Origin of the sequence: Pseudomonas fluorescens Q2-87 (assembly GCF_000281895.1) — a bacterium.
GTDB lineage: Bacteria > Pseudomonadota > Gammaproteobacteria > Pseudomonadales > Pseudomonadaceae > Aquipseudomonas > Aquipseudomonas fluorescens_S.
The window spans coordinates 2,652,463-2,666,919 of the sequence record NZ_CM001558.1 but is presented as its reverse complement, the minus strand read 5'-3'; the positions used below and the strand labels follow the sequence as shown (position 1 = coordinate 2,666,919).

The following is a 14,457-nucleotide window of genomic DNA, read 5'->3' as shown; positions in this document are numbered from 1 at the left end:
TATCAGTGGCTCATCGGCGCCATGGCTGTCGCCTGCCCGAGCAGTTTCTGGTCGATGTCTTCCAGGCGCAGCACGCGGCCGCCGGTGTCACTGGCAAGTTTTTGTGCTGCCTGGGCGTCGGAGAACGAGGCCAGTACGACGCCCATGGCACCCTTGAGCCCCGAGCCGACGACGAAATAGGCCGTGCGAGCATCAATCAGGTGGGCGTCGTCCGGTGTGTTCCAATGGCTGCGGCCCATGTCATGGACGTACAGCTTGACGTCGGCGCGATGGTTTTCCGGCTGCAGCCACCAGCCCAGCATCTCTGCCGGCGAGCAGAACTTCTTCACCCCGTTCGCCCCGACTGCCGCGCCCTTGGGCCCGGGAAAGTCGTTGATGAGCATGCCGCAGACATGGCATTCATCGCTGGGATGAAACGCCAGCGCCGCCTCGGTGGCCGGCGGTGGCCCAGCCTTGCCGCACGCCGCCAGCGCCAGGCACACCATTATCCCGGCCAGGAAACGGCCCGCCGTCAAAGACACCTTGTTAATCATTGCATGCTCCTCAGATCAGACATTCACAGCGCCCGGCGATTGAACAACCGGTGCGCCAGCCACAACGGAACCGCCAGCCACCCCCACAGGCACAACCAGAGCCAAGGCCCCGACACCGGCAGGTCGCTGCCCAGGGTCAGCACCGCCGCACCGGTGGACGCCGAGTCGAACCCGGACAGATTGATCAACCGATACACATCCGTGGGATTGAACAGCAGCAACCAGGGCAGCAAATCCGGACTGAACCGGCCCTCGCTCAGCACCAGCAGCGCCAGCAAGGCCAAGTCGAACACCAGTACGAAGAAAAACCACACTCCGAGCGCCAACCCGGCCGCGGTGGATTTTTCCGCCGAAAGACTGCTCAACACATAGGCCAGCCCCAGGAACACCCAGCCCAGCAAGGTGCTGGACAGCATGAAACGGCCGAACGCCCAGAGCAGCAGACTCAGCTCGACGTCATCGACCAACAGCGCGATGGCGAGCATCGCGCAGCCGAAGCCGATGAACGTCGCCAGAGTCAGAATCAAGCCGTGGCCGACAAACTTGCCCAACAGTAGTTGGCCGCGCCCCAACGGATAAGTGAGTAACAAGAGCAAGGTGCCGCTCTCGTCCTCACCGACAATCGCGTCATAGGCCAGCAGCAACGCAATCAACGGCATCAGGAAAGTCGCCAGGCTGGACAGGCTCGCCACCGTCGCCGGTACCGAGGTAAAGCCCAATTGCCCGGACGCCGCCGCGCCAAGCCAGGCGATGCCAATGGCAAGCACCGCGAATAACAGGCTGATCGCCAACAACCAACGATTACGCAGGCCGTCGCTGAACTCCTTGCGCGCCATGTTCCAGATCGGGTTCATTGGCTGGCCTCCTCGGCGGCCGCACGGACCATGTAATGACGGTACAGGTCTTCCAGGGACGGCGGCTTGATCTCGACATCCGTCGGGTCGTCCTGGGCCAGCAACTGGCGCAACAAGGCGAGCTTGCTGCCGTCCGGCGCGGACACCTGGACTCCTTCCGCGCCCCATCCCTGGGTGACGTGCCCTTCGCTGCGCCAATGTTGGCGAAGCCAGTCGGCCCGAGACAGGCCCGAGGCGCGGATCAGCGTCGGCAGCCTGGCGTCCTCGCGCAACCGAGCCAGGCTGCCGAGGGCCAACAGGCGGCCTCGGGTGAGAATCGCGGCGCGGTTGATGTGAGCTTCCACCCCAGGCAAGACGTGCGAACACAGAATGATGCTGGTGCCCTGCCAACGCAGGCGATCCAGCAGTTGATACAGGTCCTGGGTGGCGATGGGGTCCAGGCCAACGGTCGGTTCGTCCAGCAGCAACAGGCGCGGTTGGCCGAGCAGCGCCTGGGCCAGCCCGAGGCGCTGACGCATGCCCTTGGAATAGGTGCGCACGCGGCGCCGGGCGGCCTCGGCCAATCCCACCTCTTCGAGCAGGCGCTCGACCTGTTCCGGCGCGGCGCCTTTGAGCCGAGCAAAATGGCGCAAGGTTTCCAGCCCACTCAACTGCGGATAAAACATCACGTTCTCTGGCAAGTAACCGAGCATTCGCCGCACGGCCGGATCGCCGGGATTGCGCCCGAAAACACGCACCTCACCCTCACTGGCCCGCAGCAAACCGAGGATCAGCTTCATGGTGGTGGTCTTGCCCGCACCGTTATGGCCGAACAGGCCGAGCACTTCGCCCTGGGCCAGGTTCAAGTTCAGCTCGCGCAACACGGCGACGTCACCATAGCGCTGGCTGACGCCTTCGATCTCGACGACGTTCAAGACGCGTCCTCCTGGGCACTGTTGCGTTGGGGGGGACGGGCCGGCGTTTCCATCAGCGGATGGCTGTCCATCACCCCAGGGGATTTCATTACCGGGAAGGCCCGCTGCACCCAGCGCAGCAGTTCGATCCCCGGACTGTTCATCAACAGCCGTACCTGCGGGTACAACCACAGCAGGCGATCGACGTTATCGTTGGGTTCATAGGCCACATCGCCCAGGCCATCGCCATTACGGTCCCAGCCCAGGTAATCGCTCCAATAATTGCCGCGCCCGTCCGCCGACCACTCCTGCAATCGCGTGGCGACGTATTTGACCTGGCGCTGGTTATGCACGAAGGCATTCCCGGCGATGCGGTTGTCCTCCGAGCCGGCAGTCAAATGGATGCCCACGGCGCTGCGCTCGAAGTGATTGCCTTCGATGCGGTTGAACAGCGAGTTGTAGATGAACAGGGCCTTGCCCTCGGCGCCGGTAATCATGGTGTCGCCGGTGGACCCGTCGCGCACGTCGGTCACGAAGTTGTCGCGCAAGGTCGAATAGGTGATGTAGTTCATCAGGATCCCGTAGTTCTGATCCTGCTCGGAGCGGTTGCCGATGACTGTCAGTTGCCGGCTTTGCATCAAGGCATAACCGGTGCGGGTACGCCGGGTGACGTTGTCCAGCAGGCGATTATCGTTGGCGAACATGTAATGCACGCCGTAGCGCAGGTCCTCTAGGACATTGCCCTGGAGCAGGTTGCCACTGGAGGTGTCGATGTAGATGCCATCGCGGGTTTCGTGCACCTGGTTACCGATGACTCGGGCACCGTGCACGGCGTACAGATGAATGCCGTTACCGCGATCCTGGGAACGCAGGTTGGGGTCGCCCTGGATGCGGTTGTCGATCAGGCTGACGTCTCGCGTGCCATCGACCCAAATGCCGAAGCCCTGCCCCTGCATGCGGTTCGCACGAACCACGGCGCCTTGGGCGACCGGCTGGATGAACACGGCAGCGTTCATGGCGGTCAGGTCATGGCCCCAATCCAGGAACGTACAACCCTGGACTTGGACGTTCGGCGCGCGAATGATCAACCCGTTGCCCTCGCCCTGCCCCTGGAATACCGCATCCGGCGCACAGGTCAGGGTCATCGGCTGATCGATACTGAACGAGCCTTGGTAATGCCCCGCAGGCAGGCGCCATTGTTGCTCGCCATCGGCCTGCAAGGGCAGATTCGTGATCGGCTGCGGCGCGCACATCGCGCCGCCCGACAGTAGACAAAGCACCAGTGCAATGACCGGTCGGCAAGCGTGGCCCGCAGGTGGCTGCGTGTTCCCGGTCATTGAAAGGGTCTCCTTGATGAGTTGACTCAGGCTTTTTCAACCAGCATGCGGCCGACCATTTCCATGTGCAGGGCGTGGCAGAACCAGCTGCAGTAGTACCAATGCAGGCCAGCCTTGTCGGCGGTAAAGGTGATGGATGAGGTCTGTTGCGGGCTGATCTCCATGCTTGCGCCATGGTTGGTCATGACGAAGCCGTGGGTGACGTCCTCGATCTGGTCAATGTTGGTGATCGTCACGGTCACCTCGTTGCCCTGCTTGACGGTGAACTCCGTCAGGCCGTAAGCCGGCGCCATCGACGTCATGTACACGCGCACCTTGTTACCGTCGCGGATGACCTTGTTGTCGGTTTCCAGGTTGATTCCATCCTTTTTCGCCCGGGCCACGGTCTCGGCAAAAAACGGATCGGCGCGGTTCCAGATCTTCTGCGTCTTGATCTGGTCGCGCCGGGCGAGGATGCAGTCATGGGGCTCGGCAAAGGCCGGGCCGTCGTGCACCAGCTTCATTTCCTCGCCGGAAATGTCGATCAGTTGATCGTTCTCCGGATGCAGTGGGCCGGTAGGCAGGAAGCGATCCTTGGAGAATTTGCACAACACCACCAGCCACTTGCCGTCCGCCTCGCTGGTTTCGGTGAGGGACGCGTGGTTGTGGCCGGGCTGGTACTGCACGTCGAGCTTCTGCTTGATGTAATTGACCTTCTCGCCCTTGTAGGCGCGGATGGCCTCGTCCATGTTCCACTTCACCACCTGGCTGTCGATGAACAAGGTGGTGTAGGCGTTGCCACGTCCGTCGAAGGTCGTGTGCAAAGGCCCAAGGCCCAGCTCAGGCTCAGCGACGATCACTTCGCGTGGATCCTTGAAACGGTCGTTGAACAGGTCATCCAGGCGGTCGATGGCGATCATCGACACCGTGGGCGACAGCTTGCCGTTGGCGATGAAATATTTGCCGTCGGACGAAGTATTGAGCCCGTGGGGGTTCTTCGGCACCGGGATGTAGCGGGTGAACTCGGAGTCCTTTCCATCGGTTTTACGACCGTCGACCACCGGCACCTTCGAACCGTCCAGGTTGATGAATTTGCCGGCCTTGATCGCCGCCTCGATACGCGGGATGTTGAACACCACCACCCAGTCGCGCTCGTTGCGCATCATGCCGCCCAGGTCGTAGGCCTTCTCGGAGTTGTAGCAGGTGCTGGCGGCGTATTTGCCGGTGTAGTCAGCATCGGAGTTGTCCAGGTTGCCGTCGACGATGACCTGGAAGGCCATTTCCATTTTCTCGGCATCGATGGCGTTGAACATCGTGAAGCTGTTTTTGTCCTGCAGGTCGAAGGTATGGCCGTCGTTGGGGTGCGGGATCACGAACTCAGCGTTGGCGAACACATACTTGGTGTACGGCACCTTTTGCAGGCGCAGGCCATGGATGGCTTGCACGTTGGGGACCGTGAGCATCTTGTCGCACTTCATGATGTCCAGGCGAATGCGCGCGACCCGGGAGTTGGCCTTGTCGTTGATAAACAGGTATTTGCCGTCGTATTTGCCGTCGGTCATGGAAATGTGCGGGTGATGGCAATCACCGTTCTGGTATTTCGCGCTTTCGCCGAGGATGTGCTTGCTTTCGTTGGTCAGCCCCCAACCGGTAGCCGAGTCGACGTTGAACACCGGGATGCGCATCAGCTCACGCATCGACGGTACGCCCAGCACCCGCACCTCGCCCTGGTGGCCGCCGCTCCAGAAACCGTAGTACTCGTCCAACTCACCGGGCCCGACGTGGATCTTGGACTTGGCTTCCTTGGCTGCTGCGGCCCAGGATTCGCGAGTGAACGTCCCGGCGCCCAGTGCCGTGGCGCCGGCCAGGACCGCACCCGTTACCGCACCGGTGCCGAGGAAGCTGCGCCGGCTGACACCCCGGGGTTCTTCCGCCACCCCAGTGGGTTCGGTTTTTTTATCGCTCATGCTGTGTGCTCCATGAAGAAGGAAAGGGTCAAGGGAAACAGGCCATTGGCGAGCCTCATGGCGTCGAACTCACCTGCACCACGGGGATCAACTGCGAATCGGTGTTGCTCGCCTTGCCGCGTTTCTTGCGCTTGTTGATCAGCGGCGGGCATTTGTTTTCGTTGTGCCAGGTCATCTGGCAGTCGAGGCAGTAGTGGCATTCGTTGGCGTTGATGCGGCCGTCGGGATGAATCGCCTGGATCTCGCATTCCTTGGCGCACAACTGGCAGGGGTCGCCACACTCCTTGCGGCGCTTGAGCCAGTCGAACAACCGCAGGCGGGTAGGCATCGCCAGGGCCGCGCCCAACGGGCAGACGTAGCGGCAATAGACTTTTCGCGTAAACACGTTGATCAGCAGCAGGCCCGCCGCATAGGCGACGAACCACCACTGGCGGTCGAACCGCAGGGTAATGGCGGTCTTGAACGGCTCAACTTCGGCCAGCCGTTCGGCGGTGGCCATCGACTCCAGCGAGATGCCGAACAGGGCAAGCAAAATGATGTATTTGATCGCCCACAGCCGCTCATGCACGGCGAACGGCAATTCGTATTGAGGCACCTTGAGCTTGCGCGCCAGTTCGTTGATCAGTTCCTGCAACGCGCCGAACGGACACAGCCAGCCGCAGAACACCCCGCGTCCCCACAGAAGGATGCTGGCGGCGGTGAACACCCAGAGGATGAAGATCAGCGGATCGGTGAGGAACAGTTCCCAGCGAAAACCTTCGAACAAGGCGTGGACGAAGGTCAGCACGTTGACCACCGACAACTGCGCCAGCCCGTAGCCACCAAGGAACACCACGGTGAATACCAAGTAGCCCCGACGCAACCAATGCAACAACCTCGGCCGCCGGGCCAGCGAATCCTGGAAAAACAGGATTGCCGTCAGCACCAGCAACGCCACGCCGAGCACCGTGATTTCCAGGCTTTTCTGATACCAGAGCGTCAGCCACATCGGCCGGCTGGCTTCTTCGGCCGCCGCCAGTTGCTCGGGCGTGGGCAATGGCCGTTCCAGGTAAGGCTCGGGCAGTTGATAAGCCAGTTCGAAACTGCTGAAGATCCCACTGACCGGCCCGGTCTGCCGACGTATCAGCAGTTCCAGGCTCCAGGGCGAGCCGGGATCGAAGCGGTGGACGGCACGGACAATGAAAATCGCCATTTCGTCGAATTCAGGCATGTCCTCGACGGCTACGTCATCCAGACGCTGGAAATCCATGTCGCGAAAGCTGATCACGTCGCCAAACTGGCGCAACAGCACCCGGTCGAAAATGCCGCCGCGCACGTAGCCCGAGCCCTTGAAGGAGTAACGCCCGCTGCCCATGACAGCGATGGCTTGCTCGCCGGGTTTGAGCGTGTTCATCAGACTGCGGTACTGCGCTTCGCCCAGCAGGTTGCGGCCAATGGTGGGCGGGTTCAGGTGAGTGAGGTACAGGTCGATGAACGTATCGTCGGCCTGCTCGGCGCTGGCGAGTTCAACCTGCTCAGCCTCCGTCCCCTTGAAGGACGCGTCGACCTGGCCGCGGGTCAGGTGCAGGCGGCGTATGGCGCCATTACCGGTCAGGGTCTTCCAGTCGGCGGGTTGGTAAATGTCTTGCCGCACCCGGGCCGGCGCCACCGCCAATCCCGCATCGCCCTTGACCAGGGCCAGGGACACCGCCACATCATGGGCGGCGCGCATGATGACCTCATTGACCACCATCGCCGTCACGGTGGCACCGGCAATCGCATCCACCGTCACCGCGTTCGGGTCGCTGGAATGCCCCACCACGACCCGTTGATTGACCTTGATGCCGCTGTAGCGGGCGCTGAACGCGTGAAGTTTTTCTTCGGCGATGCCGATCAGCAGAATCGGTTCGTGGTGTTCCAGCACGTAGGCGTCGAGGATGACACCGGCCGGATCAAGGATCACCTGGACATTGATCGGCTTGCCTGAATACGCGGGAATGTCCACCACGTCCAGGCTTTGAAACACATAGCCCAGGAGCTTGCCGGCAGCGGACAGCTTGCGAACCTTGAACTGTCCTTCGGGCGCGGAAATCGAGTCGGTCTGGTCCAAGACATGGTGAATGCGTTGCTGCTGGATTTCACCGTAGTCCTTGGCCTGGGCATGGCCCGCGAACAACAGCAGGAAAACGAACAGCCCGTGAAGCCAAAAGCGGGAGGGGAACATCACAAAGTGAGGGGTCATGGACGCCAGGGCTTAAGGACAGGATCTTGGCGATCATGGTAAGACCCGCCCCCCTGCCCGGCCCTTGATTGAAATCAACTTGGAAAAACTAAACCCGGCGATCCAGGACCCGGTGGTCAGTGAGCAGTCCAGCTGAACTGCTTCTTGTGGCGAGGGGAAACCTGCAGCGCTTTGTCACCTCTTGCGCCCGGAGCAAATTTTTATCGCACCCCAACGGTTCAACCCGGTCGCATAATGATCAGCGCTGTGTTCCAGTCCACTTTCCCATCGCCATAACGCCCCGATGCGTTGCACCAACGTCCACAAGGAATGCCCGATGCCCCCACGCTCCGCTCCTGCTTCAACCGTTGACTCGCCGCAAGGCACCGGCTTCGTCCGGGTACGTGGTGCTCGCGAACACAACCTCAAGAATGTCGACGTGGACATCCCTCGCGATGCCCTGGTGGTGTTTACCGGCGTGTCGGGGTCGGGCAAATCATCGCTGGCTTTCTCCACGCTCTACGCCGAAGCCCAGCGTCGCTACTTCGAATCCGTCGCGCCTTATGCGCGGCGCCTGATCGACCAGGTGGGCGTGCCGGATGTCGACAGCATCGAGGGCTTGCCGCCGGCGGTGGCCTTGCAACAACAGCGCGGCACACCCAGCGCACGCTCCTCGGTGGGCAGCGTCACCACCTTGTCGAGCCTGATCCGTATGCTCTATTCCCGTGCGGGTAGTTATCCGGCCGACCAGCCGATGCTCTACGCCGAGGACTTCTCGCCCAACACGCCCCAAGGTGCCTGCCAGCAATGCCATGGCCTGGGGCGCGTCTACGAAGTGACCGAAGCGTCGATGGTGCCGGATCCCTCCTTGACCATTCGCGAACGGGCCGTGGCCGCTTGGCCCATGGCCTGGCAAGGCCAGAACCTGCGGGACATCCTCGTGACCCTGGGCTATGACGTCGACATCCCTTGGCGCGACCTGCCGAAAAAACAGCGCGACTGGATACTGTTCACCGAAGAAACGCCCACCGTCCCGGTATACGCCGGGCTCACCCCGGCCCAGACCCGCGCCGCCCTCAAGCGCAAGCTCGAGCCCAGTTACCAGGGTACGTTCAGCGGCGCCCGGCGTTATCTGTTGCACACATTCATGCATTCGCAAAGCGCGCAGATGCGCAAGCGCGTCGCCCAGTACATGCGGGCCAGTCCCTGTCCGCTGTGCGAAGGCAAGCGCCTCAAGCGCGAGGCACTGACGGTGACCTTCGCCGGCCTGGACATCGCCGAGCTGTCGCAACTGCCCCTGCTGGAATTGGCCGAGGTGCTCCGAAGTGTCCTGGCGCCCGCCTACCTCGAACAAGCCGAAGAACCAGGGCAGGTCCTGACGCACCAGCAAACCCGCCTGGCCCGGGACCAACGCGCTGCTCGGGGCGACAATCCTCATGCCGGAGGGCCCGACGCGCGCCACACCCCCAACCTTTCCCTGGAAAAACGCCTGGCCGCGCAACGCATCGCCGCCGAACTGCTGGAACGGATCGTCACCCTCATCGACCTGGGCCTCGGTTACCTCGCCCTGGAGCGCAGCACGCCGACACTCTCGTCCGGCGAACTGCAACGCCTGCGCCTGGCGACGCAGCTCAATTCCCAGTTGTTCGGAGTGATTTATGTGCTGGACGAACCCTCCGCCGGCCTGCACCCGGCCGACAGCGAAGCGCTGTTTGGCGCCTTGCAACGTCTCAAGGAAGCGGGCAACTCGGTATTTGTGGTCGAACATGACCTGGATACGATGCGCCGCGCCGACTGGCTCGTCGACGTGGGTCCGGACGCCGGCGAACAAGGCGGGAAAATCCTCTACAGCGGTCCACCGGCAGGCCTGGGACACGTGCCCGAATCACGGACCCGCGGCTACCTATTCGGCGAGCAACACGCCACCGCTCGCAGCCCACGGGCACCCAAGGATTGGCTGCGCCTGGAAGGCATCACTCGCAACAACCTCGATAACCTGAGCGCGGCCTTCCCCTTGGGTTGCTTCACCGCTGTGACCGGCATTTCCGGCTCAGGAAAATCCAGCCTGGTCAGCCAGGCCCTGCTGGATCTGGTCGGCACCCATCTGGGTCAGGCCACCTCTGATAGCGAAGCCGACGAGCAGAGCCTGGAAGACGAACCTGCGCAAATCAGCGGCGGTCGCATCAGCGCCGGGCTCGACGCGGTCAAGCGACTGGTGCAGGTGGACCAGAAACCCATCGGCCGCACGCCGCGTTCCAACCTCGCCACCTACACCGGCTTGTTCGATCACGTGCGCAAGTTGTTCGCCGCGACGGGACAGGCCCGGGACTTGGGCTTCGACGCCGGGAGGTTTTCCTTCAACGTCTCCAAGGGCCGCTGCGAGACCTGCGAAGGAGAAGGCTTTGTCAGTGTTGAATTGTTGTTCATGCCCAGCGTGTACGCTCCCTGCCCCACCTGCCACGGCGCGCGCTACAACCCGCAGACCTTGGAAGTTCGCTGGCAGGGCCTGGACATTTCCCAGGTATTGCAACTGACCGTGAACCAGGCGCTCGAGGTATTTGCCGAGCAAGCCCCGGCCAGGCGCGCATTACAAGTGCTGCAGGATATCGGGCTGGGTTACCTGCGTCTCGGCCAGCCGGCCACCGAACTGTCCGGCGGCGAGGCGCAGCGGATCAAGCTGGCGACCGAACTGCAGCGCAAGGCCCGCGGGGCAACACTGTACGTTCTGGATGAACCCACCAACGGGCTGCATCCCCAGGACGTGGATCGCCTGCTGGTGCAACTCAATCGACTGGTCGATGAAGGCCACACCGTGGTGGTCGTGGAGCACGACATGCGGGTAGTGGCCCAAAGCGACTGGGTCATCGACATTGGCCCTGGCGCGGGCTCCCAAGGCGGAAGCGTCGTGGCGTGCGGTGCGCCGGCCGACGTGGCCGAATGCCCGGACAGCCGGACGGCAGGGTTTCTGGCGAGGGCATTGCTGCCTGGCCAATAAGGTCGGGGGCGCTTCGCACCCCAGCGGGAGCAAGCGGCGAAAAAAACTAACCGCCCACACAACCCGTGGCGAGGGAGCTTGCTCCCGCTGGGGTGCGAAGCGCCCCCCAAAACCCGCACTCGATCAACCTGACGCACCGCAGCGACTGAACTGAGGGGCTGCTGCGCAGCCCAGCGGGAGCAAGCTCCCTCGCCACGGGTATGGCGATTCATTCGTTGAAATCAAACCGTGCGCGAATACTGGACCGTCCGATCCGCCTCCAGGTAGGCATCGAAGGTCATGGCCACGCTGCGCATCATCAATTGGCCTTGGGGTAGCAATACCAACGCGTCATCGTGAATTTCAAGCAGTCCGTCGCGCACCTGCTCCTGGAGCTGGCTCAGTGCATCGGCAAAGTACTCGGTAAAACGAATGCCATGGGCCGAGTCGATCTGGCCAAATTCCACTCTTCCATGGCACATCAGTTCACTGATGACTTCGCGCCGCAGCCGATCGTCGTCGCTCAGCCGATAGCCGCGCTGCACCGGCAGCAAGCCTTGATCCAGACGCGCGTAATACTGGGAGATTTCCTTGACGTTCTGGTTGTAACTGTCGCCGACCTTGCCGATCGAGGACACGCCCAGGCCAATCAGGTCGCAATCGGCATGGGTGGAATACCCTTGGAAATTGCGTTGCAGCGTGCCTTGGGCGCGCGCGCGCACCAGTTCGTCGTCGGGCAAGGCGAAATGGTCCATGCCGATGTAAACGTAGCCGGCCTCGGTCAGGCGGTTGATGGTCAGTTCGAGCAGTTCCAGCTTGCGCTCCGGCGGCGGCATGTCTTCGGGCCGGATCATCCGTTGCGCCCGCACCCGCTGCGGCAGGTGCGCGTAGCTGTAGGTGGCGATGCGGTCGGGCCGCAAGGCGATGATCTTGTCCAGGGTCACGTCAAAACTGGCGATGGTCTGCAACGGCAGGCCATAGATCAAATCGACGCTCACCGACTTGAAATTCGCCTGGCGCGCCGCTTCCACCAACTCGACGACCTGGGCTTCGCTCTGCACTCGATTGACGGCCGCCTGCACCCGGGCATCGAAATCCTGGACGCCAAAACTCAAGCGATTGAACCCCAGCTGACGTAGACCTTGGATCTGTTGCGCATCGATGGTCCGAGGGTCGACCTCGATGGAAAACTCATGCTCTTCGCTGTCGTCCATGTCGAACGATTGGTGCAGACAGACCATCAGGTCGGCCAACTGTTCATGGGTCAGGTAAGTCGGCGTGCCGCCGCCCAGGTGCAGTTGGGTCAGTTTGCGCGAGCGGTCGAACAGCGCCGCTTGTAAAGCGATTTCGCGCTTGAGGTACGCCAGGTATTCGGTGGCGCGATGGCTTTTGCGAGTAATGATTTTATGGCACGCGCAGTAGTAGCACAGGCTCTGGCAGAACGGGATATGGATGTACACCGACAACGGTTTCGGCACCGGTGCCAAGTTGCTGCGCTGGGCTGCGTGGCGATATTCGTCCATGGCAAACGCCTGATGGAACTGCGGAGCCGTGGGATAAGACGTGTAGCGCGGCCCGGGACGGTCGTATTTCTCCACCAGGGCACGATTGAAACCGGAGGCAGCATTCATGAGCGGTTCAACTTTTCAAAAGGATAGGGGCTTGCGTCATCCGGGCCTTGGTCGAACAGATTGCAGATCGCATCCACGTTCAACCGCCCGGCGGGCAGGACGCCGATGAAACGGTTCGAGAGCTCGATCAACCCCTCGTCGTGCAAGGCCTCCAGCACCGGCCAGAGAGGTGCGAAATAGTCCCGGAACACCAAGCCGAAACGCGCCTCGATGGCCGCGATATCCAGTTCCAGGTCACAGGCAAGCTGCTCGACCACGCAGGCCTTGACCTGGTCCTGCGCCTCACAGCGCCAACCGCGCCAGACCGGCAACTGCCCAGCGTCCAGCTGCTGGCAATACTCAAGCAGGTCGTCGGTGTTCTGCACGTACAGGTGTTCGATTTGAGTGACCGCCGACAACCCGAACCCCACATGGTCACAGCAACCATGGCGGGTAAAACCCTGGCAGTTGCGATGCAGGCGTCCGTGTTCCTGGGCCACTGCCAGGTCATCGTCAGCCCTGACGAACTGGCCCAGGCCGATGTAGTGATAACCGGCCCCGATCAGCTGTTCGCAGCAGATCCTGCGCATGGCGTCTTTGTCCGCCGGGCTGCAAAACGCGCCGGCCGCCCCGGCATTTTTCGAGCGATAACGGTACGGCGCATGGGCATAGTCAAAAATGTGCAGCCGGTCCGGCTCCAGCTCGATCAGCGTTGCCAGTTTCAGGGCGAAGCTGTTCGGCGTCTGCCAGGCGTGGCCGTAACCCAGGTCAATGTTGATCGAGCGGAAACCGAACGTGCGCGCCGCATCGATCAGGGAATGGATCGGGGCCGGATTTTGATAACAATCCACCGGCAGGTCGCTGTCGGCACCGATATCCGGAACGCCGATGCTGACGTGGGTAAAGCCCTGGTCGCGAATCAAACCCATGGTCGACCAGTCGGTATGATGCAGATCCACCTCGATGCTGTAGTCGCCGCCGTCGTATTTGCAGAAATCGAAGCGCTTGCGCAGGTTCCCCATCAGCTTCTGCAAATGGGCAATCACCGGCGTGCCACCGGTCAGGCAAAACTGCTCGACATACCGGCCTGCGCCCAGGTGACAACCGACCAGGCCCATTTCATAGGTCAGGCGTTGCAGGTAACCCTCGATCTCGCCGCACCGACAATCGCTGGCAAGGGGCGAACACGATGCCAGCCGCAATTGCGACGGCAGGTGCACGGCCAGGGAAAGCGGCCGTTGCTTCTGACGGCTGCTGCGCAACCCTCGAAGCAAATCGAGCGAACCGATGCCGCTGTGGAATTTCCGTGTACCGACCGGACAATCGAAATCACCCAGCACCGGGACGCGACCCGAAGGTCGCTCGCCGAGGGTTTGGAACAGGTCGAACATGACAATCTCCGAGTGGCTGCGCAGCGACAGTGTCCGCTGTAACCCGCCAGGTCACCTTGACTTGTATCAAGCGCCTCGACGCCACGCCGCCGGGGCTACCAGGTGATATAAAACATGCCCTTGGCCAGCAGCACGATCGCCACCATGTGCAGGAAGACGCTGGTATGGATGATGTGGACGTAGCGAGCATTCATGCGCGCGCTTTTGAACAGCCACATGGCCCAGAGAAAATGCCCCAGCACACTGACCGCCAGCACGATCTTGAGACTCAACAACAGGCCGAAGGATGATTGCAGCGGCGACATCAACGCCGGCCAGTACCGCAGCCAGACCATGCCACCACCGGCACCGAACAACGCCAGCAATATCCAGGGCATCAGTTGTCGGGCACGCCGGCTGATGCCCTGTTCCAGCAGCACCATGACCTTGGCGGGCAGTTGTTTGCGGATGCTTTCGAGAAACAGCACCTCGAAGAAAACCGTGCCGATGAAGGCCAGCGCGGCGAACAGGTGCAACGTCAGAAACAGCGGATAAATCATGGCGCTCCTCGGCCGCCCTCTTCTGCGGGACGGCGGTTGTTCCGAGGTTAGCGCCTGCGGCCCGACCTGGGGTTGATGCCAATCAAGGAAAACGCAGGCCCCCTGTGGGAGCGAGCTTGCCCGCGATGTCCGCAGGTCTGTTACATCCGCGTTGAATGTGCCGACGTCTTCGCGAGCAAG

General features: G+C 62.0%; 10 protein-coding genes. 1 reads left to right on the top strand and 9 read right to left on the bottom strand.

The window, feature by feature from the left end; genetic code table 11:
• Positions 1–2: 2 nt before the first annotated feature.
• The 6 genes from PFLQ2_RS15745 to nosR are packed head-to-tail and all read right to left on the bottom strand — an operon-like array spanning position 3 to position 7,784.
• The gene (locus PFLQ2_RS15745) at positions 3–533 is read right to left on the bottom strand and encodes a nitrous oxide reductase accessory protein NosL (protein ID WP_003181102.1); all 531 of its coding nucleotides are present in this window, start codon (positions 531–533) and stop codon (positions 3–5) included.
• A gap of 23 nt (positions 534–556) precedes the next feature.
• Positions 557–1,387 (bottom strand): ABC transporter permease, encoded by an 831-nt coding sequence (locus PFLQ2_RS15750; RefSeq protein WP_003181101.1) that lies wholly within the window; start codon positions 1,385–1,387, stop codon positions 557–559.
• Positions 1,384–2,301, bottom strand: a complete 918-nt coding sequence (locus tag PFLQ2_RS15755; protein ID WP_003181099.1) for an ABC transporter ATP-binding protein — start codon at positions 2,299–2,301, stop codon at positions 1,384–1,386. Before PFLQ2_RS15755 ends, PFLQ2_RS15750 begins: the two co-directional genes overlap by 4 nt.
• Positions 2,298–3,617: a nitrous oxide reductase family maturation protein NosD gene (locus tag PFLQ2_RS15760; protein ID WP_003181097.1), complete on the bottom strand. Its 1,320-nt coding sequence runs from the start codon at positions 3,615–3,617 to the stop codon at positions 2,298–2,300. Before PFLQ2_RS15760 ends, PFLQ2_RS15755 begins: the two co-directional genes overlap by 4 nt.
• A 26-nt stretch (positions 3,618–3,643) precedes the next feature.
• On the bottom strand, positions 3,644–5,563 hold the full coding sequence (gene nosZ, locus PFLQ2_RS15765; protein ID WP_003181094.1) for a TAT-dependent nitrous-oxide reductase: 1,920 nt from the start codon (positions 5,561–5,563) through the stop codon (positions 3,644–3,646).
• Between the two features lie 55 nt (positions 5,564–5,618).
• The gene (gene nosR / locus PFLQ2_RS15770; RefSeq protein WP_003181092.1) at positions 5,619–7,784 is read right to left on the bottom strand and encodes a transcriptional regulator NosR; all 2,166 of its coding nucleotides are present in this window, start codon (positions 7,782–7,784) and stop codon (positions 5,619–5,621) included.
• Between the two features lie 316 nt (positions 7,785–8,100).
• On the opposite strand from nosR, the gene PFLQ2_RS15775 reads away from it, so the two are divergent.
• Positions 8,101–10,758, top strand: coding sequence for an excinuclease ABC subunit UvrA (locus PFLQ2_RS15775; protein ID WP_003181090.1), 2,658 nt, complete (start codon positions 8,101–8,103; stop codon positions 10,756–10,758).
• A 221-nt stretch (positions 10,759–10,979) separates the two neighbouring features.
• On the opposite strand, the gene hemN is transcribed toward PFLQ2_RS15775, so the two are convergent.
• The 3 genes from hemN to PFLQ2_RS15790 all read right to left on the bottom strand — a co-directional run bounded on the left by hemN (position 10,980) and on the right by PFLQ2_RS15790 (position 14,277).
• Positions 10,980–12,368 carry an oxygen-independent coproporphyrinogen III oxidase gene (gene hemN / locus PFLQ2_RS15780; RefSeq protein ID WP_003181088.1) on the bottom strand — a complete coding sequence of 463 codons (1,389 nt, stop codon included), beginning with the start codon at positions 12,366–12,368 and terminating at the stop codon, positions 10,980–10,982.
• Positions 12,365–13,738, bottom strand: coding sequence for a coproporphyrinogen III oxidase (locus PFLQ2_RS15785; protein WP_003181086.1), 1,374 nt, complete (start codon positions 13,736–13,738; stop codon positions 12,365–12,367). The genes hemN and PFLQ2_RS15785 overlap by 4 nt, the downstream gene beginning before the upstream one ends.
• Positions 13,739–13,833: 95 nt before the next feature.
• Entirely contained in the window at positions 13,834–14,277 is a 444-nt protein-coding gene (locus PFLQ2_RS15790; RefSeq protein WP_003181084.1) for a CopD family copper resistance protein, read from the bottom strand.
• Positions 14,278–14,457: the final 180 nt, after the last annotated feature.

Excerpts from the sequence above, each read along its gene's own strand:
- PFLQ2_RS15745 (WP_003181102.1), bottom strand. The coding sequence starts at position 533 with ATGATTAACAAGGTGTCTTTGACGGCGGGCCGTTTCCTGGCCGGGATA.
- PFLQ2_RS15750 (WP_003181101.1), bottom strand. The coding sequence starts at position 1,387 with ATGAACCCGATCTGGAACATGGCGCGCAAGGAGTTCAGCGACGGCCTG.
- PFLQ2_RS15760 (WP_003181097.1), bottom strand. The coding sequence starts at position 3,617 with ATGACCGGGAACACGCAGCCACCTGCGGGCCACGCTTGCCGACCGGTC.
- nosZ (WP_003181094.1), bottom strand. The coding sequence starts at position 5,563 with ATGAGCGATAAAAAAACCGAACCCACTGGGGTGGCGGAAGAACCCCGG.
- nosR (WP_003181092.1), bottom strand. The coding sequence starts at position 7,784 with ATGACCCCTCACTTTGTGATGTTCCCCTCCCGCTTTTGGCTTCACGGG.
- PFLQ2_RS15775 (WP_003181090.1), top strand. The coding sequence starts at position 8,101 with ATGCCCCCACGCTCCGCTCCTGCTTCAACCGTTGACTCGCCGCAAGGC.
- hemN (WP_003181088.1), bottom strand. The coding sequence starts at position 12,368 with ATGAATGCTGCCTCCGGTTTCAATCGTGCCCTGGTGGAGAAATACGAC.
- PFLQ2_RS15785 (WP_003181086.1), bottom strand. The coding sequence starts at position 13,738 with ATGTTCGACCTGTTCCAAACCCTCGGCGAGCGACCTTCGGGTCGCGTC.
- PFLQ2_RS15790 (WP_003181084.1), bottom strand. The coding sequence starts at position 14,277 with ATGATTTATCCGCTGTTTCTGACGTTGCACCTGTTCGCCGCGCTGGCC.